The sequence below is a fragment of the Kribbella sp. NPDC049174 genome (genome assembly GCF_043197365.1).
In the GTDB taxonomy this organism is placed as follows: Bacteria; Actinomycetota; Actinomycetes; order Propionibacteriales; family Kribbellaceae; genus Kribbella.
Map to the genome: position 1 here is coordinate 1259504 of NZ_JBICSZ010000001.1, position 20048 is coordinate 1279551.

Genomic DNA, 20048 nt, shown 5'->3' on the forward strand with positions numbered 1-20048 from the left:
CAAGGAAAACCCCGCCCGGGCGGCCGCACGTAAGACTCCCGTGATCACCGGAACCAGGACGGCAGTGGGGTCACCCGTACGACCTGGGGGTCGTGGTCGCTGATCTGGTCGGGGAACTCGGCGTTCATGTGGACGATGTCGTAGGTCGAGGCCGGCGTCAGGTTCTGCGAGATCAGGATCTGGTCCAGGATCTGGCTGTTGCCCTCGAACACGTAGCTGTAGCGCTCCTTCACCGGCAGCGTCCGCGGCATGTCGATCAGCGCCGTCTTCCCGGCGCCGACCAGGATGTCGGTCGTCTGGGAGAAGTCGAAGTCGTTGATGTCGCCCAGCACGATGACGTTGGCGCCCTTGTCCTTGGCCAGGATCTGGTCGACGAACCCACGCACCGACTCGGCCTGCTGGTGCCGCTTGGCCGCGGTCACCTGCACCGGCGGCTGGGTCCGGCCCCACAGCGGGTCGTCGCCGCCCTTGGAGCTGAAGTGGTTGACCACCACGAACAGGCTCTGGCCGTGCCACTTGAACTCACCGGCGAGCGGGACCCGGGCGGCCGCCCACGCCGGGTTGGCCGGGTCGACCCGGCCGGGCGAGGAGCTCAGGTGCGGCCGGCCGAACCGGTCGGTGACGATCGTGGTCGCGACCGTCGAGCCGCCGCCGGGACGGTCGACGAACTGGACCGGCTTGTCGGTGCGGTACATGAACGCGACCCGGATGTTGCCGCCCGGCTCGCCGCCCTCGGCGTTGTTGACCGGGTCGATCTGGCGCCAGGCGTACGTCGGGCCGCCCGCCTTCACGATCGCGGCCGCGAGCATGTTCAGTGTGACGTCCGCCTGCGGGTTGCCGGAGTTCGTCGCGCCGTCGTTGTCCTGCACCTCTTCGAGACCGAGGATGTCCGGCGCGGCGAGGTTCCGCACCACCGCCTCGGCCAGTCCGTCGAACTTCGTTTCGCCGTCGGACGGGTCCAGGTTCTCCACGTTGAACGTCGCCACCGAGACCTGCAGCGGCGAGGAGGCCTTGGTCGTCTCGCGCTTCACGCCACCGTCGACGACCGTCGGGGTCTGCGTCGGCAGGAACTTGAAGTTGCCGAAGGAATAGTCCAGGACACCCGCCACGACTCCGGCGAGCTTGTCGCCGGTCTTGGCGTCCGGGATCGGCGCCAGGACGTCGTCGAGCAACACCCGCTCCGGGTTGCTGTCGGCCTTCTGCAGCACGATGCCGCCACGGACGGTCCGCACGCTCGAGCCCGCCGGTACGACGGACAGCTCACGGAACGAGCTGGTCGGGCCGGTCACCTCCGGCTGGTTGATACCCAGCCACATGCCTTCCAGCGACTCCCAGAAGTCGATCCCGTCGGTGGCCGGCTCGAACGTGCCGGTCGTCTCGACGTCACCGTTCGAGTCGTCGTCGATCACGGTCGACGGCGGCACTCGGCCGCCCGGGCCGACGATCGTCGGAGCCGGTACAGATGCGGTCCCGGTCACGGTGATCGTCGGGTTGGTGAGCTCGGTGGTGGTCAGGTTGTCGGTGCCGCCCGAGCCGCCGGGGCGGAACTCGGCGATCGTGCCCTTGACCGTCACGGCGTCACCGACGTTCACGGTCGGCGCCGAGCTGGTGAAGACGAACAGGCCTTCGCTGGTGGCCGGGTCCGCATCGGGCTGCGGGTCCTGGAACCAGAAGCCGTTGGCGCCCTTCACGGTGACGACACCGGTGACGTTGGCGACGAGCTTGCCGTTCAGCGGGGACAGGTGCGCGGAGCCCTGGATGTCGTGGATCTTGGCGTCGATCGGGTCCGGGTCCGGCGGCGTGGAGGTCAGTGTCTTCGGCGACGGGTTGACCGCGGCGAACTCGGTGCTGTTGTTGTCCGCGTCCGTCGTCGGGACCTTGCGGGTGGCCGAGGTGGTGTTGGACAGTCCCGGCGCCGCGGCGGTCTCGAAGTCGTTGGCCGCCCCGTACCCGACGAAGTCGACCACACCGGCCGCGGTCGAGCAGGCGCCCCCACAGGTCAGCGCGGTCTGGCCGTTGACCAGGGCCACCTTGCCGGACGCCGCGGACATGGCGATGGTGCCGGTGGCATCGGGGGTCGGCATCGGCTGACCGTTTCCGGCGCCCGCGCCCTCCTGGACCAGGTACGCGGCGCCCGGAGCGAGGCTGCCGGTGAGTTGGGTGACTGCCCAGGTGGTGCCGGCCGCGGACGCGTACTGGACCGACCAGCCGCTCAGGTCGACGGGCGAGCTGCTGTTGTTGGTCAGCTCGATGAAGTCATTCGTGTACGGCGCACCAGTGTTGCCGCCACCGCCGTACACCTCGGTGATGACCACGGTGGACGAGGCGGCGTCCGCCGGTGCGGCGACGAATGCGACCGCCGCACCGGAGAAGACGAGAGTCGAGGTGACCACGAGGGCGCCCAGGCGGTGCCGCGGTCGGTTCAGGGCAGACATGGCCGGATTCTCACACCCGGACTGGTCCCGGCCAAGGTCCAACACGTGAACACCAGGTACGGCGCCGAAAGGCACGGGTGATCATTCGCGAGGCAAGGAGACCAGGCGGTACACCTCGAGCGGTTCCGCCTTGCCCTTGAGCTCCAGCAGGCCGAGCGATTCGGTGACCGCGTCGGGGAGAAGTGCCTTGGTAGCCGGTCCGATGGCCACCCCTCCACCGGGCGCCTTGCCCTCGATCCGGGAGGCGACGTTGACGGTGTCGCCGATGACCGTGTGGGTGCGGCCGCCCTCGGTGCCGAGCAGGCTGACCGAAGCAATGCCGCTGTTGATGCCGACCCGGAATCGCGGCCATTGCGGGTGCGCCATCTGGACGGCCGTCGCCGCCTCCTGCAGTGCGAGCCCCGCGGCGGCGGCCCGCGCCGCGTGGTCCGGCTGGTTGCCACGCTTGTTGAAGGTGACCATCAGCGCGTCGCCGATGATCCGGTCGACGTTACCGCCATGCCGACGTACCACCGGCGGGACGACGACCTGGAAGTAGGTGTTCAGCATCGCCGTGACCTCGGCCGGATCGTGGCGCTCGGAGAACGTGGTGAACCCCTGCAGATCGGCGAAGAGCACGCTCAGATCGCGCTGCCCGGACACCGTGTCCTCCAGGTAGAGGTCGGCGAACCGCTCCTCGTACCACTGGATTCGTACGCCGACCACGACCAGGACGAAGGCGGCGAGCATCAGCACGTGCCATTCCCACCACGACAACGCCCAGTTCCGGGCGAACACCAGCGCCACCATCGCCTCGGCGAGCAGCACGAACGCGGCGATCATCGACAGCAGCATCAGCGACGGACGTTCCCACCAGGTGCGCAGGTAACGCCCGGCTGCGACCGCGTAGAGCAACACAGCAGGTACGGCGAGTGCACTGAGGATCCCGTCGGCAACTTCCGGTACGGCGGTGTCGTGCAGCGGAGGCAGCCGCAGTACCGAGGCCACCGCCCACAACGCCATCAGCATCAGCAGGCCGGCCCGGAGCCAGCGCCCCCACCGGACGGCGGCGACCGCCCGCTCGCCCGACAGGTTCAGGCTCGACAGGAATGCGAACACAGAGCCCAGGGCTACACCGACAGGCGTCGCGAGGATGAAGCCCGCATTCGGTGTGTCGAGCAGCACCTTCGGCGTCGCCAGCGCATGCAACCCGAGGAACCCGGCCGCCGAGAGGAACGCCAGCGACACCAGCAGCACCCGCGGATCCCCACGCCGCAACGCCGCCGCACCTGTCATGTAGGCCAGTACGGCGCTCAGCACAGCCGTCACCAGCACCAGCCAGAAGTGCGACGGGTGGTGCTCCCAATGCACGTCCAACTGCGGTTTCTGCAGCAGCAACACCAACCCCGCCAGCGGTACCAGGAGAGCCAGCGCGGTCAGGACGATCATGCCCGGCGTGTAGATGAATCGCCGTTCAGGCATCTGCGGAACCCTTGAGATGCGTGTGGATCTGGGACACCACGACAGAACCTTCACCGACCGCCGACGCGACCCGCTTGACCGATCCACAGCGCACATCGCCGATGGCGAAGAGACCGGGCAGCGTCGTCTCGTAGGGCTGCGGCGGCCGCGACTCGTTCCACTGCGGGTCGCCCGCGGCATCCGAACCGCTCAGCACGAAACCGCGCCCGTCCCGGCCGACCTTGTCCGGCAGCCAGTCGGTGCCGGGTACGGCGCCGATCATCACGAACAGCCCGTTGGACGGGAGCGACTCCTCGGCCCCGGTCAGCCGGTCGCGCAACGTCACGTGCTCGAGTCGCCCGTCACCGCCACCGCCGACGACCTCGCTGTTGGCCCGTACCGTCACGTTGGGCGCGGCGTCGATCTCGTCGATCAGGTACTGCGACATGCTCGCGGTCAGATCGTTGCCCCGGATCACCAACGTCACCTGCCGGCAGTAGCGGGCCAGATGCAGCACGGCCTGTCCGGCCGAGTTGCCGCCACCGACCACGCACGCGTCAAGGCCCTGCAAACCATGGGCTTCCGACACGCTCGCGCCGTAGTACACGCCGTTCCCCATCAACGGCTCCAGCGTCGGGACGTCCAGTCGCCGGTACGACACCCCGGTCGCCAGCACGACCGCCCGGGCCGTCACCTCGCCCACGTCCCCGATCACGGCGCGGAAGTGGCCGTCCTGCTTCTCCAGCGAAGTGATCGACCGCATCAGGACGAAGTGCGCACCGAAGACCCACGCCTGCTGATACCCGCGCTGCGCCAGCTCGGAGCCGCGGATCCCGCGCGAGAACCCGAGATAGTTCCGGATCAGCGAACTCGTCCCCGCCTGCCCGCCGATCGACTCCCGCTCCACCACCAGCGTCCGCAAACCCTCGGACGACGCGTACACGGCCGCGGCCAAACCACCCGGTCCGGCCCCGATCACCAGGACGTCGAACGAGTCCTCGCCGTCGGCCAGTGTCGTCGGCACACCCCACGCCTCGGCGATCTCCGCATCGGTCGGATCATGCAGTACGGGGCCGCCCACCGCGGGCATCCACACCAGGACGCCCGCACCGGGGTCCGGCTCGTCGATCCAGCGCAGTACGGCGTCCGCCAACGGCGAACCGCTGACCCGGAAGGCGCTCGGGATCCCGTTGCGCGCCAGCAGACTGCGGATCGCCTGACCGCGGACCGAGTGGTCGGAGGCGATCACCACCACCTCGCGCAGGTTGGCGACCTCGTACCGGGACCACTCCTGGATGAACTCCGCGACCGTCCGGTGGAACAACTCGTCGCGCTCGATCCACGGCTTCAGCACGTAGTAGTTGATGTCGCCGACCGCCATCGCGGACAGGATCGCCGACGCCGTCGAGCGCTTCGCCCACGAACCCCACTCGATCAGCAACGCCCGGCGCGCATCGGGATGCAGCGTCCGGGACAGATCGAGAATCGCGGACCGGTCGGCGTCGTCGAGCGCGTGGTCGACCAGGACGACGGCCACCCGCTGCTCGAACTCGTGCGCGCGCTGTAGACATTCCGACGCGGCGGCCGCGGTCAGCTCGCCGCGGACCCGGAAATCGACTCCGAACGCCCGCTCGAGCTCTGTCTCACTGCGTTCCAGCTGAACCGGATCGGCATCGACGACCAGCAGCAGCGGCCGCGCCTCACGCAGATTGGACCTTCCCCCGGGTTCCCCTCCCATGCATGTGACGGTAGGTCCGCCTCCATCGATGGGCAATGGTCAAAACGTTTGATCGCCGGTCCTGTCCGCCCCAGTGGGACAGGACCGGCTGCACTTTTGGCCGGGCCTTCGGCGCCGACGTGGTCATGGGGCTTGGTCTCCCGCCCTTCCCTCGTCGCTTCGGTCGCTTCGCTCCCTACGCTCCTCAGTCCAGGGCGGGAGGCCCCATGACCTCAAAGGATCAATTCACGCTTACGGCAGACCAGGCTGCGGCCACGACGGCGCGCTCGTTGCTGCTCGCGCCGTACAGGTCGGTGGCCGCGTTCAGCGTCGCGGTCCGGGCCTGCGCGTACGTCGTACCGGTGGTCATGTAGGTGGTCAGGGCCCGGTACCAGATCTTGCCGACCTTGGCGTTCCCGATCCCGGTGATGGTCGAGCCGTTGCACGTCGGCGAGTTGTGCTGCAGTCCGCCGATCACCTTGGCGCCGCTGCCCTCGGAGGCGAGGTAGGCGAAGTGGTTCGCCACGCCGGAGGAGTAGTGCACGTCCAGGTTGCCGACGCCGGAGTAGTAGCAGTCGACCGAGTTGCCGTCCTTGCTCGGCTTGTCCATGTACCGCAGCGCCGGCCGGTCCTTCATGATCTCCTCGCCGATGTAGTAGTCACCGGGGTCGGAGGCGTTGTTCGAGTAGAACTCGACGAAGGTGCCGAAGATGTCGCTGGTCGCCTCGTTCAGGCCGCCGGACTCACCGGAGTAGGTGAGGTTCGCGGTCGCCGTGGTGACGCCGTGGGACATCTCGTGGCCGGCCACGTCGATCGACACCAGCGGACCGGCCACCACGCCGTCGCCGTCGCCGTACGTCATCTGCTTGCCGTCCCAGAACGCGTTCACGTAGTTCGTGCCGTAGTGCACCCGGCTCGGGACGCCCTTGCCGTTGTTGAAGATGCCGTTCCGGCCGTGCTGGGTCTTGTAGTAGTCCCACGTCGTCGCGGCGCCGTAGTGCGCGTCGACCGCGGCGGTCTGCCGGTTGGTGTTCAGCCCGGTGCCCCAGTGGTTGTCGGCGTCGGTGAACCGGGTCGGCACCGGGCAGCCGAAGCCGAAGAGCTGGCACAGGATGGAGTCGGTCTTGTTGTTCGCGTCGGCCGTGTAGCCGTTGCCGCGGGCCGGGTCGGTCAGTGTGAACCCGCCGGTGGCCGGCGTGCTGTCGATCGGGACGGTCCCGCTGTACAGGCTCTGGCCGTCGCCGGTCGCCGTCTGGACGTGCTGCTCGGAGACGAGCTTCGCCCCGGTCAGTGCGTCGATCGTGGTGGTGATGTGGCTCGGCGTACCGTCTGCCTGGGTCCCGGCGGTGGTGACCAGGTAGGCCAGCCGCGGCGCGCCCTTACGGGCCTCGATCACCAGCGACGGTTTGCCCTCGGCCTTCTGACCACGGGCCAGTGCCTTCGAGGTGGCGGTGGCGACGCTGACCTTCGGTGTCCGGCTGACGTCGGCGGTGCGGCTCAGGCTGAGGCTGGCGCCCTTCCAGCTGCCGTCCTTGGCCTGGTGGACGACGACATCGCCGCCGAGCACCTTGAGCCCGCCGATGGTCCGGTCCATCCGGACGTGGCTGCTCCCGTCGGCGTCGACGATGACGTCCCGGACGACGAACGCGTCGGTGCCGGTGGCCCGCAGCGCAGCGAGGTTGTCGCTGATGGCGGCCTTGGCGCGGGCTACCGCCGCGCTCGGGGTGGGAACTGGGTCTGCCGTCGGCGCACCGGTGGCGGTGGTGGCGCTGGTCAGACCGAGGGCGGTTGTGGTCGCCACTGCGGTGGCAGCGGCGAACAGGGCGGATCTGTTCATCCTCGCGCTCCTTCAGAGGTGTCCCGGGGGCCTCACGCCCCAGGAACGAGGTGCTGGAACGTTACCGCCCGGTCACCTACCGTGGCCAGAGGTTGAGAAAAGTTGCCTTTCCGCCGAGCTGCCACCGGATTTGGTCGGTCCCGGGCGATACCGTCACGCCATGGCGAAGACCACAGCGGTGATGCTCCCCGCAGGGGACCGGGAAGTCCGCGTCTCCAGCCCGGAGCGGGTCGTCTACGAAGCGACCGAGTGGGCCCCCGAGGTCACCAAGCTCCAGGTCTGTGAGTACTTCGCCGGCGTCGGTGCCGCGTTCATGCACGCGTCGGGCGACCGTCCGGTCGCGCTGGAGCGCTGGCCCGGCGGCTGGCGCGAGGGGATGACGCTGTCCGTCGACGCGACCGGTCGGCAGACCGGAGACGGCTTCTACTCGAAGCGCCTGCCGAAGGGCGCCCCGGACTGGCTCGAGACCTGCAGGGTGCTGACGCCGAATGACCGCCCGATCGACGAGCTGTGCCTGACTGAGATCGGGGCCGCGGTGTGGGCGGCCCAGATGGGCACGCTGACCTTCCACCCGTGGGCGGTGCGCAAGAGCGATCTCGACCATCCGGACGAGCTGCGGATCGACCTCGACCCGCAGCCGGGGGCGACCTTCGCCGACGCCCGGCGGGTAGCCGGCGTCGCCCGTGAGTTGCTCGAGGAGCTGGGTCTTCGCGGGTACCCGAAGACCAGCGGCAACCGGGGGATCCACATCTACGTGCGGATCCGGCCGGAGTGGTCGTTCGACGAGACCCGGCACGCCGCGATCGGCCTCGGGCGGGAGCTGGAGCGCCGCGACGACGCCGTCACCACCGCCTGGTGGAAGGAGGAGCGCGGCGACGCTGCCGTCTTCCTCGACTTCAACCAGAACCTGCGCGACCGCACGGTCGCCGGTGCGTGGTCGCTCCGGCCGCGGCCCGGTGCGCCGGTCAGTACGCCGATGACGTGGGAGCGGCTGGCCGAGGTCGACGATCCGCGCGCGTTCAACCTGCACACCGTCCCGGATTACCTCACTGATGGTGACCCGTGGGCGGACATGGACGAGGCGGCGTACTCGCTCGACCCGCTGCTGCGGCTGTGGGAGGAGCTGCCGGGCGGGGAGCTGAACTTCCCGCCGGATTACCCGAAGATGCCGGGTGAGCCGCCGCGTGTCCAGCCGAGCAAGAAGGTCGCCGATCACTGGGACGACGAAGGCAACCGGATCGCGCCGTAGGGCCGACAGCCCTTGGTGCTGTCCCGTCGGCGCCTACGCCTTGCCGTTCCTCCTCGACCGCTGCGCCAAACGGGTCCAGCCGCCGAAGGACCGCGACCGCCCCAAGGACTAGAAGCTGCGGAGGGCGCCGCCGTCGATGGGGAGGATGGCGCCGGTGATGTAGGAGGCGGCGGGGGAGAGGACGAAGGCGGCGACGCGGCCGAACTCGTCCGGGGTGCCGTAGCGGCGGAGCGGGATGGTCTTCTCCGACGCGCGGCGGGACGCCTCCGGGTCGCCGCCCTTGGCGTCGAGCTCCTTCAGCCGGTCGGTGGCGATCCGGCCCGGCATCAGGCCGTTGACCCGGATGCCGTTCGGGCCGAGCTCGTCGGCCAGTGTCTTCGCGACCATCGCCAGGCCCGGACGCAGCCCGTTCGAGATGGCCAGGCCGGGGATCGGGGACTTCACCGACGACGACAGCACGAAGGCGATCGACGTACCGTCCGAACCCGCCCGGGCGACCGCGCGGGCGATCCGCAGGCCGCCGAGGAAGACGCTGTCGAAGGCGTTCCGCCAGTCCTGCTCGTCGGTGTCCAGCGCCGTCCCGGGACGTGGGCCGCCGACGCTGATCAGGGCACCGTGCAGCGCGCCCCACTTCGCGATCGCGGTCGCGGCCAGCCGCTCCGCACTCTCCGGGTCCGCGTTGTCGACCGAGATGCCGACCACGTTCTCGCCGAGCTCGGCCGCGGCCCGCGTGATCGACTCCTCGTTCCGGCTGGAGATGACGAGCCGGGCACCTTCCGCGGCCAGGGCCTTCGCAGTGGCGAAGCCGAGGCCGGCGCTGGCGCCGGTGACGATATAGGTGCGATCGCGCAGTCCGAGGTCCACGGCCACCATCCTGCCTCACCCCACCGGATCTCGCACGCCGACGGCCAGTTGGTGGCCGACGGCAAGTTCTCTGGTGTCTCGTCGAGGAAGCGGAACTAGTACGCCGACCGGCGCAGCGGGGTCTCGGTGCTGTTGAGATGCCACGCGGTGTTCACCAACCCCAGATGCGAGAACGCCTGCGGGAAGTTGCCCAGCATCCGTCCGCTCACCGGGTCGTACTCCTCCGCGAGCAGGCCCACATCGTTGCGCAGGGCAACAAGTCGGTCGTACATCGCGCGCGCCTCGCCGACCCGGCCGATCAGCGCCAGCGAGTCGGCCAGCCAGAACGAGCAGATCAGGAACGCGCCCTCGTCGCCGGGCAGGCCGTCGTCGACGTGATCGGTGATGTACCGGCGGACGAACCCGTCGTACCCGAGTTCCTTCTGGACCGCCTCGACGGTGCCGATCACGCGCGGATCGTCCGGCGGCAGGAACCCGACCTGGGGGATGAGCAGCACCGACGCGTCCAGCGCCTTGCTGCCGTAGGACTGGGTGAAGGTGCCGCGGTCGGTGTCGAACGCCTTCTCGCAGACCTCCCGGTGGATCTGGTCCGCGGTCGCCCACCACTGCCTGGCCGGACCGCTCATACCGAACCGCTCGACCGCCCGGGCGGCCCGGTCGAACGCGACCCACGCCATCACCTTCGAGTAGGTGAAGTGCTGCCGGCCGCCGCGGACCTCCCAGATTCCCTCGTCCGGCTCGTCCCAGACGTCGGTCAGATGCCGCATCAGGCCGCGCTGCATCGCCCACGCGTCCTCGCTCGGCCCGATCTGCGTCTCCCGGGCGAGGGCGAGGACGTCCATGACCTCGCCGAACACGTCGATCTGCAACTGTTCGGCGGCCGCGTTCCCGATCCGCACCGGCTTGGATCCGCCGAACCCGGGCAGCCAGTCCGCCTCGAACTCGGTCAGCCGCCGCTCGCCGGTGACGCCGTACATGATCTGCAGATCGGTCGGCGCGCCCGCGATGGCTCGGAGCAGCCAGTCGCGCCAGGCGTGCGCCTCCTCGGTGAACCCGGACCGCAGCATCGCGGTCAGCGTCATCGTCGCGTCCCGCAGCCAGCAGAACCGGTAGTCCCAATTGCGCGGGCCGCCGAGCGACTCAGGCAGCGAGGTGGTCGGCGCCGCGACCAGGCCGCCGGACGGCGAGTAGGTGAGCGCCTTCAGCGTGAGCAGCGACCGGGTGACCTCCGCCTCGAACCCATCCACGTCGGTGCTGCGAGCGATCCAGTCGGTCCAGTACGTCGCGGTCGGCTCGAGCGCGGCGAGCGCGTCGGTCGGCTCCGGGACCGGCTCGTGCGACGGATGCCAGGTGAGGACGAACCAGGCCCGCTCACCCGCCGAGATCTCGAAGTCCGCGTACGTCGCGAAGTCCCGCCCGTACTGATGGACGTCGGACCGCAACGACACCGCGTCCGGCCCGGCGATCGCGACCACCTGCCCGTCGACCCGGCGGACCCACGGGACGACCTGCCCGTAGTCGAACCGCAGCCGCAGCTCGGACCGCATCGCGACCCGCCCGCTGATGCCTTCCACGATGCGTACGACGTCTGGCGCCTTGTCGCGGGGTGGCATGAAGTCGATCACCCGCACCGAGCCGGTCGAGGTGGACCACTCGGTCTCCAGAACCAGCGTGTCACCGCGGTAGTGGCGACTGCTCCGCGCGTCGGCGTTTCGGGGACTGAGCCGCCAATGACCGTTGTCGTCGGTGCCGAGCAGCGCGGCGAAACAGGCCGGCGAGTCGAACCGCGGGAAGCACAGCCAGTCGATCGAGCCCTGTTTCGACACCAGGGCCGCGGTCTGGGTGTCGCCGATCAGCGCATAGTCCTCAATCCGCCGCTCCGGCACGGACTTCGGGCCGGGCCGGGTCGGACGCATCGCCTTCGGAGGAGGAGTCACCACCGCGTACTTCCTGTCGGGAGAAATAGACCAGCCCGCCGAGGGCGAGCAAGGCGAAGAAGAACCATTGCAGCCCGTAGAAGAAGTGTGGCCCGTCGTCGATCTCCGGACCCGGGAACCCGCCGAACGCCGGGTCGTTGGCCGGCTCCTGCTTGTCGATGGTCAGGTAGCCGTCGTACAGGTTCAGGCCGAGGGCGGTGGCGAAGTCCGGTCCGTTGATGAGTCGCGCCGTACCGTCGTCCGGCGTGCCGCCGTTGGTGTGCCCGCCGCGTTCGCTGCGCTGCAGGCGGCCGGTGATGGTCACCTCGCCGGTCGGTACGGCGGGGACGTTGCCGGGGGCGAGCTCGGCACCCTGACGGGCCAGAAAGCCGCGGTCGACCAGGACGGCCTTGCCGTCGGGCAGCGTCAGCGGGGTGACGATCTCGAACCCGGGGCGGTCGTTGACGTTCCGGTACCGCAGCACGATCTGCTTCGAGGCGTCGTACCGGCCGGTGACGACCGCCGTCCGCCAGGCGTGCTGGTCGCCGACGACCCCGTCCGGGCCGACGATCTGGTCGATCGGCGCCGGCGGAGCGGCCAGATTGGTGCGGGTGACGTCGTTGCGCGCCTTGCGCTCGTCGAGGCGGTGAAACTGCCATCGACCGAGCTGGACGCACACTCCGGCGAGCACCAGGACCGCCAGTGCGGTGGCGATCCAGCGCACATTCATCAGACGACGCACATCTCGAACTTAAGCCATCCCGTGAAATGGTTGATGCCCGGCACGTAGGCTGGAGCCGTGACAGCGACTGAAGAGGTGACTCAGCTGGGCCTGGCGGACCGGTTCGGCCGCGTCGCCACGGACCTGCGGGTGTCCCTGACCGACCGCTGCAACCTGCGCTGCTCGTACTGCATGCCCGAGGAGGGCCTGGACTGGCTGGCCAAGCCGGAGCTGCTCACCGACGACGAGGTGGTCCGGCTCGTCTCCGTCGCCGTCCGGTTACTCGGCGTACACGAAATCCGCTTCACCGGCGGCGAGCCCCTGCTGCGCCGTGGCCTGGTCGGCATCGTCGCCCGTACGACGGAACTGCTGCCGCGTCCCGAGGTGTCGTTGACGACGAACGGGATCGGCCTGGCCCGGCAGGCCCAGGCGCTCAAGGACGCCGGGCTGGACCGAGTGAATGTGAGCCTCGACACGGTCCGGTCGGACACCTTCCAGCAGCTCACCCGGCGGGACCGGATGAAGGATGTCCTGGCCGGGCTCGAAGCGGCCCAGGAGGCCGGGCTGACACCGGTGAAGGTCAACGCGGTGCTGATGCGCGGCCTGAACGACCGGGAGGCGCCGGAGCTGCTCGAGTTCTGTCTGGAGCGCGGTTACGAGCTGCGGTTCATCGAGCAGATGCCGCTGGACGCCCAGCACGGCTGGGACCGCGCCACCATGATCACCGCGGACGAGATCCTCGAGCAGCTCGCCGAGCCGTTCGGTCTCGAACCGACCGACGCGGCGGCCCGGGGGAGTGCGCCGGCCGAATCGTTCACGGTTCGCGGCGGGCCGCAGACCGTCGGCATCATCGCCTCCGTCACCCGGCCGTTCTGCGGTGACTGCGACCGGGTCCGGCTGACCGCCGACGGCCAGGTCCGCGACTGTCTCTTCGCCCGGACCGAATCGGATCTGCGCACCGCGTTGCGTTCCGGCGCCGATGACGAGGAACTGGCCGACCGGTGGCGGCGGGCGATGCGGAACAAACTGCCCGGCCACGGCATCAACGACCCGAGCTTCCTGCAGCCGACCCGGCCGATGTCCGCGATCGGCGGCTGAACGCCAAACCGGCCCAAACCGGAAATGTACTTTTTCGGTGCGCTGCCTTTACCCGGAGAAAGGCTCGACCTCGCGCAGGAATGACCGGGCGGCGAGGAAGTCGGACAAGCTGTCCTTGTGCTCGTCACACGCGAGCCAGGTCTTGCGCCGGTCCGGGGTGTGGATCTTCGGGTTGTTCCACCGCAGTGCCCACTGCGCCGGTGCGCCGCATCCCCTGGCAGAGCAGACGGACGGCAGGGCTTCTTCAGTCATCAGAGCCATTCCTGAGGATGCAGGGGAATTGTCCCTGACCACTCAATTATCAAACGGTGGGGAAAATGAAGCGACGTCGGACAGCCACGGGGGGAGCCGTCCGACGCCGCATCAAGTCCCTGAATTTCAGCCATGAACTTCAGAGCACGCGGGAGATTCTGACACGGATGGCGCCGAAGTTTCCAGTCCCGGCACAGATCACTTTTCGGTGTCGATCTTGTGGGCCGGATCGGCGTCTGGTTCGGGGTCGCTGATGACCGTCGGATGCGACCCGATCGCAGGGCGATCCGGCGCGATGAACGGGTCGGCACTGGACAGTTGTGTCGTCCGGTGCGCGTTCGCCAGCACCACCGCGATGTACGGCAGGAACACGGCCGCGACGATGAACATCCACCGCCACGGCGACGGGGTGACGACGGCGAGCACGAAGCAGACGATCCGGATCGACATCATCCACGCATAGCGGACGATCCGGCTGTCCAGATCCTCGGACCGGCCCGGCTGCGCACTCGTCACCGAAATGACGGTTTCATCGGACCGCTCACGGCGTCTCGACATCTATCCTCCTCACCAAGAACAACGGTACGCCGTGCCTGCGGCGCGGGCGCAGCCAGGATGGAGAGGGCTGCGCTAATTTTGGAAGGACTGGCTCATGACCGATCGCACCTACCGAGTCACCGAGATCGTCGGCACGTCCAAGGAGGGCGTGAAGGAGGCCATCACCAACGGCATCACCCGGGCCGGCGAGACGCTGCGGCACCTCGACTGGTTCGAGGTCACCGAGATCCGCGGTCACATCGTCGACAACCAGATCGACCACTACCAGGTGGGGATGAAGGTCGGCTTCCGGCTCGAAGACTCCTGATCCGAACCGCCGGTACCACCCGCCATCCGGGCATCCGGGTGGCGGGCGATAGCGTTCGTCCGACTGGCGTCGTGTGAGGAGGACTTGTGAGCAGGTCTGTGTTGGTGACTGGTGGCAGCCGGGGCATCGGGCTGGCGATCGCGACCGCGTTCCGGGAGGCCGGTGACCAGGTCGCCGTCACGTACAACACCAGCCCGCCGCCGGAGGGTTTCCTCGGGGTCAAGTGCGACATCACCGACCAGGAGCAGGTCGACGCGGCGTTCGACACGATCCAGGAGGCCCAGGGTCCGGTCGAGGTGCTGGTGGCGAACGCCGGCATCACCCGCGACACCCTGCTGCTGCGGATGTCCGACGACGACTGGGACGCCGTCCTCGAGACCAACCTGACCGGCTCGTTCCGGGTCGCGCGGCGGGCGGCGAAGGGGATGCTGCGGCTGCGCAGGGGCCGGATCGTCTTCATCTCCTCGGTCGTCGGCATGCTCGGCTCGCCCGGCCAGGTGAACTACGCGGCCAGCAAGTCCGGCCTGATCGGCATGTCCCGCTCGATCGCCCGCGAGCTCGGCAGCCGCGGCATCACCGCGAACGTGGTCGCCCCCGGTTTCGTCGAGACCGACATGACCGCGGTGCTGCCGGAAGAGACCCAGAAGCAGTACCTGAGCCAGATCCCGCTCGGCCGGTTCGGCCTGACCGAGGAGATCGCCAACGCGGTCCGCTGGCTTGCCTCCGACGAGGCCGGGTACATCACCGGTGCGGTGATCCCGGTCGACGGCGGTATCGGCATGGGCAACTAACTCTCATCATCTAGAAAGGGCATGCCGGTGGGCATCCTCGACGGCAAACGCATCCTGGTCGCGGGCGTCACGCTCGACTCGTCGATCGGCTTCGCCACGGCCAAGGTGGCGCAGGAACAAGGCGCCACCGTGCTGATCTCGAACTTCGGCCGCGCGCTGAGCATCACCAAACGGATCGCGAAACGCCTGCCGGTCGAGCCTCCCGTCCTGGAGTTGGACGTCACGAATCCCGACCACCTCGCCGCGCTGCCGGACGCCGTCCGCGAGCATGTCGACGGCCTGGACGGCGTCGTGCACTCGATCGCCTACGGCAACCCGGAGACGATCCTCGGCGGCAAGTTCCTGGACGGGCCGTGGGAGGACGTGTCGCAGGCGGTGCACGTCTCGGCGTACTCGCTGAAGGCGCTCGCCGTCACCTGCGCGCCGTTGATGAGCCGCGGCGGCAGCGTGGTCGGACTGACCTTCGACGCCACCGTGGCCTGGCCGGGGTACGACTGGATGGGGGTGGCCAAGGCCGCCCTGGAGTCGACCAGCCGGTACCTGGCCCGTGACCTGGGCGCCCAGGGCATCCGTTGCAACCTGGTCTCGGCCGGGCCGCTGAAGACGCTGGCCGCCAAGGCGATCCCGGGCTTCGAGAAGTTCGAGGAGCCGTGGCTGGACCGCGCCCCGCTGGGCTGGGACCCGTCCGATCTGGAGCCGACCGGCCGGACCATCGTGGCCCTGCTGAGTGACTTCTTCCCCGCGACCACCGGCGAGATCGTGCATGTCGACGGCGGCTACCACGCGATGGGAGCGTAGGGGTTGGCCACATCGCTGGTTGAGCTCCGGGTCCTGGACGGCGCCAACCTCTACTTCAGTCGTGCCGCCGTCAAGCTCACGCTCGACGTGTCCGCACTCGTCGACGCCCCGGCACCCGCCGCGAAGGCGTACGGCCAGGCCATCGGTCTCGGCACCACCCGGCCCGGCCGGATCGGCTCCGGGTTCCGGCAGCGGTTCGCGATCCGGGTCACGGGTCACGTCGTCCGGCGGATCGCGCGCGAGGCCGGGATCGGCCGGATCGGCGTCCGGGTCCGCCCCGAGTCCGACGTACGCCGTCTTGTCGTGGCCTTCCCGTGGGCCCATGAGGACCGGGCCCGCGCGCTCGGTGCCGCGATCGTCGAGGTCCTGGATGCCTTCGGCGAGGACGACCTCTCCGAGCTGATCGCGACCGTCGGGGACCGGGTCCGGAACGAGCCGCCGGGCAACCCGCCGCCGACCCTGCGGCCGAAGGTGCCGGTGGTCGCGGTGACCGGGACGAACGGCAAGACCACCACCTCGCGGATGATCGCGCACATCGGCCGGGCCGCCGGCCTGCACGTCGGCTGGTCCAGCACCGACGGCGTGTACTTCGACGGCGAACTGGTCAAGTACGGCGACTTCTCCGGCCCGAGCGGCGCCGGTCAGGTGCTGTCCCAGCCAGGCATCCAGCTCGCGGTGACCGAGACCGCCCGCGGCGGCATCCTCCGGCGCGGCGTCGGTGTGGCCTCGAACGACGTCTCGGTGGTCACCAACGTCACCGCCGACCACCTCGGCCTGGGCGGTATCGACACCGTCGACCAGTTGGCCGAGGTGAAGGCGGTGATCACGCAGATCACCAAGCCACGCGGCTGGTGCGTGGTGAACGGCGACGACCCGCGGACGTTCGCGATGCGGCTCGGCTCGCCGGCCAAGTGCTGGGTGTTCTCCCGCGAGGCCGACTCGCCGTCGATCCGGACCGTGCTGGACGAGGGCGGCCGGGCGACGACCGTGCTGGACGGGTTCATCACGGTCCTCGACCAGGCCAGCGACCCGGAGCCGTTGCTGAAGGTCGTCGACGTACCGATGACGCTGTCCGGGCTGTCCCACTACAACGTGGAGAACGCGCTGGCCGCGGCGTCGGCAGCGCTCGGGCTCGGGCTGCCGCGGGCCGCGGTGATCGAGGGGCTGAGCTCGTTCGCGCCGAACGAGAACAACCCCGGCCGGATGAACATGTACTCGTTGCGCGACTTCACCGTGGTGATCGACCTCGCCCACAACGAGGCCGGTCTGGAGGCGCTGCTCGAGATCATGAACGGTGTCCGGGAGCCGGGCGGACGGTTGCTGCTGGCCCTCGGGTCGCCGGGGGACCGGGCCGACGACATGGTCTCCGCGCTGGGGGCGATCGGTGCCCGGGGCGCCGACCGGGTGGCGATCGGACACAAGACCGAGTACCTGCGCGGCCGGCCGCCGTCGGAGCTCGAGGCGGTGTTCCGCGAGGGCGCCTCCTCGGTCGGCGTGGACGACGTACCGGCGTACCCGACCGAGCTGGAGGCGGCGCAGGCGCTGGTCGCGGAGGCGAAGCCCGGGGACGTGGTCGCGGTGATGTCTCTGCAGGATCGGGCGAGTCTTGACGCCTGGTTGCGGGCCGAGGGAGCTACCGTCGACACACCGGAGATCTTGAAGGACAAGGTCGACAGAGCCCAGCACTAGCCTCGCCGCCCGCGGTCGGGGCGGGAACGGGGTGAGATGCGCTACTTGTGGACGGTCCCGTCCGCGGTTGTCGCCTGGTTCGTGGCGGGTTTCGCGGCCACGTATCTGAAGGGACTCCCGGACGGTACGACGGCGTTCGTGCCGGCACGGCTGGACCTGCTCGTGCTGGGCGGGTTCGCCGGCGGGGTGGCGGCCGGGCTGTTCGTCGGCCGGATCCGGTTCACCCTGCCGCTCGTCCTGGTTGTCGCCACCGGCATGTGGTGGTTGACCGGGAACTCCTTCACCGACAAGGGGTTCCTGATCACGTTGCTGGTGGCAAGCGCTGTCGGCGCCCTGTTCGGTGCCCTGGGCGCCAGAAGTTCGGTGATGGCCGCGTTCGCCGTCGCGATCCCGGTCGCCTGGCTGGCACTCCGCCCGGCGAATCAACTGCAGGACTGGCGTTGGCTGTGGCAGCTGAACGGTCTGCTGGTCGCGGCCGGCTTGGCGCTCCTGCTGTACGTCGCCTGCTGGCGGCGCGGCTGGAGATCGGCATACTTCTGGTTGCCGTTGGCGGGCTTCTATCTCGCCGCGTTCGGGATCGTCGCGGCGATCCGGACCGTCAGCCGGGCGCCCGCGGGTCAGTCGACCGACCTGATCGCGGATGCGGCGACGAACGCGTTCTTCGAGTCGTTCGAGCCGATGCTGCGCGAGTACTGGCCCTGGCTGGTGCTGGCCGTGCTGCTCGCGATCCCGATGGTCGCGCTCAAGCTCCGCGCCCTGCCGCCACCCCCGCCACCGCCCGACCCCTACGCCGACCGCCCCAACGACGCCGTCCTGTCCGACGACCTCGACTGGATCGACCAGCAAGAGCCCAAACGACGCCTCCTGACCCGCCGAGCCTGACACTTCGCTGACGAAGGCTCCAGGCGTCCGGGGAGGATGACTCCTCCCCGGACGGTCTGTGTCATTTGGCGGGCGTCGCGGCACCGCATTCGGAGTCCGGGTCGCTGTCGCATGGCAGGCCGGTGGGGACGCCGGTGGGTGTGTTGGTGAGTTTGTCGGTCGCGTCGAGTGGAGTGACCGAGGTCAGTCTGAGGTCCTTGTGCGGGAGCACGAGGGCGAAGAAGCGCAGCCGATCCGTCGCGGGCGTGCCGACCGCGTGGGCGATGTAGGTCTGTCCGGCCGCCTTGACCACGACCTTCCGGGCATCGGCGGAGACGGCGCCGAACACGAGGGTGTGGTCGATCTTCGCGGCGCCCTTCTCCTTCTGGTGCCCCTGAACCAGGTGGTAGCTGACCCGCTGGCCGGGCTTCCACTCGTTGAAGCACACGTACGGCCGCCCGAAGCTGTTCGCCGGGCCTTCGTCGCTGACCATGCAGCCGTACTGCGAGAAGGCGAGCATCGCCCAGGTCTCGGTCGGGATCGTGCCCCTCGAGACGTAGTACGCCTTCGGTTTGTAGGCGTTCGCGTCCGGCAGCTTGGAGAAGACCTCGTCCGACCACGGCGGTTGCATCACGGTCGTGTGATCGCCGGTGGTGGAGGTGCTCGGCAGCTTCGGCATCGTCTGGAGGGTCTGCACCGGGATCGAGGGCGCGAAGCCGGCGACACCGGGCTCGTTGCCGGCCGATCGGAGGTTGTTGAGCACCGGGCCGGTGGCAAGGACGGCCGCGGTGGCGGCGGCGGTCGCGACGACGACCGCAGTACCGCGGCGGCGGCGCCGGCGGCGCCTGATGCGCAGGCGGATCGGCGCGGCCGGGTCGGCCGGCTCGGGACGGGCTTCGGTCAGCACGGCGAGCTTCGCGCTCAGGTCGTCGGTCATGCGATACCCCTCCCGGCCAGGTCGGCCAGTTCGTCGGGTGTGCTGAAGTGCTGGTCGGTGCGGAGCGCGTCCAGGCCGCGCCGGGTGTGCTGCTTCACGGCGCCGACCGAGCAGCCGAGCAGTTCGGCGACGGATCGTTCGGACAGGTCCTCGGCGTACCGCAGATAGACAGCGGCGCGCTGCCGTGGACTCAGCCGCGCCATCGCCGCGCGGAGGGCGAGCCGCTCGTCCACCTGTCCGGTGGCCGCGCCGACCGCGATGTCGGGCGGTGTCTCCGTCGGCCGCTCGCCGATCCAGCGGCGGCGGCGCGCGGACAGGAACATGGTGGTGACGATCTTGCGCAGGTACCCCTCCGGATTCCCGCCGCGCACCTTGCGCCAGTGGAACCACAGCTTGGTGAACGCCTCCTGCGCGAGATCCTCCGCCTTCTGATGGTCCAGCGTGAGCGCGTACGCGAGCCGCGCGGTCGCAGTCCAGCGAGCCCGCACGAAGGCATCGAAATCCTCGCTGCCCGGATCAGATCTCATCGGCATCCCTTCTGTCACCCCCAAGAACGCCGTCATCAGCGTCGCAGGGTG

18 protein-coding genes are annotated in these 20048 nt (G+C 69.4%); 7 read left to right on the forward strand and 11 right to left on the reverse strand.

Annotated features, from left to right (window positions below):
• Positions 1 to 44 precede the first annotated feature (44 nt).
• The 4 genes from ACGFIF_RS05775 to ACGFIF_RS05790 all read right to left on the reverse strand — a co-directional run bounded on the left by ACGFIF_RS05775 (position 45) and on the right by ACGFIF_RS05790 (position 7429).
• On the reverse strand, positions 45 to 2435 hold the full coding sequence (locus ACGFIF_RS05775) for a lamin tail domain-containing protein (protein ID WP_393151848.1): 2391 nt from the start codon (positions 2433 to 2435) through the stop codon (positions 45 to 47).
• Positions 2436 to 2516: 81 nt separating this feature from the next.
• Entirely contained in the window at positions 2517 to 3896 is a 1380-nt protein-coding gene (locus ACGFIF_RS05780; RefSeq protein WP_393151850.1) for an adenylate/guanylate cyclase domain-containing protein, read from the reverse strand.
• Complete coding sequence (locus ACGFIF_RS05785; protein ID WP_393151852.1) at positions 3889 to 5613, reverse strand: FAD-dependent oxidoreductase; 1725 nt, start codon at positions 5611 to 5613, stop codon at positions 3889 to 3891. The genes ACGFIF_RS05780 and ACGFIF_RS05785 overlap by 8 nt, the downstream gene beginning before the upstream one ends.
• A 220-nt stretch (positions 5614 to 5833) precedes the next feature.
• Positions 5834 to 7429, reverse strand: coding sequence for a M4 family metallopeptidase (locus ACGFIF_RS05790; protein WP_393151854.1), 1596 nt, complete (start codon positions 7427 to 7429; stop codon positions 5834 to 5836).
• Between the two features lie 160 nt (positions 7430 to 7589).
• On the opposite strand from ACGFIF_RS05790, the gene ACGFIF_RS05795 reads away from it, so the two are divergent.
• A complete protein-coding gene (locus ACGFIF_RS05795) occupies positions 7590 to 8678 on the forward strand; it encodes a DNA polymerase domain-containing protein (RefSeq protein ID WP_393151856.1) in 1089 nt (362 codons plus the stop codon).
• Positions 8679 to 8786: 108 nt separating this feature from the next.
• Here the strand turns inward: ACGFIF_RS05795 and ACGFIF_RS05800 are convergent, their stop codons facing one another.
• The 3 genes from ACGFIF_RS05800 to ACGFIF_RS05810 form a co-directional block, all read right to left on the reverse strand.
• Complete coding sequence (locus ACGFIF_RS05800) at positions 8787 to 9551, reverse strand: SDR family oxidoreductase (protein WP_393151858.1); 765 nt, start codon at positions 9549 to 9551, stop codon at positions 8787 to 8789.
• A gap of 86 nt (positions 9552 to 9637) precedes the next feature.
• Positions 9638 to 11482 (reverse strand): glycoside hydrolase family 15 protein, encoded by a 1845-nt coding sequence (locus ACGFIF_RS05805; RefSeq protein WP_393151860.1) that lies wholly within the window; start codon positions 11480 to 11482, stop codon positions 9638 to 9640.
• Entirely contained in the window at positions 11409 to 12200 is a 792-nt protein-coding gene (locus ACGFIF_RS05810) for an SURF1 family protein (protein WP_393151862.1), read from the reverse strand. The genes ACGFIF_RS05805 and ACGFIF_RS05810 overlap by 74 nt, the downstream gene beginning before the upstream one ends.
• A 57-nt stretch (positions 12201 to 12257) precedes the next feature.
• Between ACGFIF_RS05810 and moaA the strand changes: the two genes are divergently transcribed.
• Positions 12258 to 13277 carry a GTP 3',8-cyclase MoaA gene (gene moaA, locus ACGFIF_RS05815; RefSeq protein WP_393151864.1) on the forward strand — a complete coding sequence of 340 codons (1020 nt, stop codon included), beginning with the start codon at positions 12258 to 12260 and terminating at the stop codon, positions 13275 to 13277.
• Positions 13278 to 13325: 48 nt separating this feature from the next.
• On the opposite strand, the gene ACGFIF_RS05820 is transcribed toward moaA, so the two are convergent.
• Both ACGFIF_RS05820 and ACGFIF_RS05825 read right to left on the reverse strand, forming a co-directional pair.
• Positions 13326 to 13529 (reverse strand): hypothetical protein, encoded by a 204-nt coding sequence (locus ACGFIF_RS05820; RefSeq protein WP_393151866.1) that lies wholly within the window; start codon positions 13527 to 13529, stop codon positions 13326 to 13328.
• 198 nt (positions 13530 to 13727) lie between these two features.
• Positions 13728 to 14087 (reverse strand): DUF3099 domain-containing protein, encoded by a 360-nt coding sequence (locus tag ACGFIF_RS05825; protein WP_393151868.1) that lies wholly within the window; start codon positions 14085 to 14087, stop codon positions 13728 to 13730.
• 94 nt (positions 14088 to 14181) lie between these two features.
• Here ACGFIF_RS05825 and ACGFIF_RS05830 point away from each other — a divergent pair, with 94 nt between their 5' ends.
• From ACGFIF_RS05830 to ACGFIF_RS05850, 5 genes are all read left to right on the forward strand, one after another.
• On the forward strand, positions 14182 to 14394 hold the full coding sequence (locus ACGFIF_RS05830; RefSeq protein WP_393151870.1) for a dodecin: 213 nt from the start codon (positions 14182 to 14184) through the stop codon (positions 14392 to 14394).
• An 86-nt stretch (positions 14395 to 14480) separates the two neighbouring features.
• Positions 14481 to 15185: a 3-oxoacyl-[acyl-carrier-protein] reductase gene (gene fabG, locus ACGFIF_RS05835; RefSeq protein WP_393151872.1), complete on the forward strand. Its 705-nt coding sequence runs from the start codon at positions 14481 to 14483 to the stop codon at positions 15183 to 15185.
• A gap of 21 nt (positions 15186 to 15206) precedes the next feature.
• Positions 15207 to 15983 carry an enoyl-ACP reductase FabI gene (fabI, locus tag ACGFIF_RS05840; RefSeq protein WP_393151874.1) on the forward strand — a complete coding sequence of 259 codons (777 nt, stop codon included), beginning with the start codon at positions 15207 to 15209 and terminating at the stop codon, positions 15981 to 15983.
• Positions 15984 to 15986: 3 nt separating this feature from the next.
• Positions 15987 to 17672, forward strand: coding sequence for a Mur ligase family protein (locus ACGFIF_RS05845; protein ID WP_393151876.1), 1686 nt, complete (start codon positions 15987 to 15989; stop codon positions 17670 to 17672).
• 36 nt (positions 17673 to 17708) lie between these two features.
• Positions 17709 to 18554: a hypothetical protein gene (locus ACGFIF_RS05850; protein WP_393151878.1), complete on the forward strand. Its 846-nt coding sequence runs from the start codon at positions 17709 to 17711 to the stop codon at positions 18552 to 18554.
• A 61-nt stretch (positions 18555 to 18615) separates the two neighbouring features.
• Here ACGFIF_RS05850 and ACGFIF_RS05855 read toward each other — a convergent pair whose 3' ends face one another.
• Together ACGFIF_RS05855 and ACGFIF_RS05860 are read right to left on the reverse strand one after the other, a co-directional pair.
• Positions 18616 to 19470 (reverse strand): hypothetical protein, encoded by an 855-nt coding sequence (locus ACGFIF_RS05855; RefSeq protein WP_393151880.1) that lies wholly within the window; start codon positions 19468 to 19470, stop codon positions 18616 to 18618.
• Positions 19467 to 19997: a SigE family RNA polymerase sigma factor gene (locus ACGFIF_RS05860; RefSeq protein WP_393151882.1), complete on the reverse strand. Its 531-nt coding sequence runs from the start codon at positions 19995 to 19997 to the stop codon at positions 19467 to 19469. The genes ACGFIF_RS05855 and ACGFIF_RS05860 overlap by 4 nt, the downstream gene beginning before the upstream one ends.
• Positions 19998 to 20048: the final 51 nt, after the last annotated feature.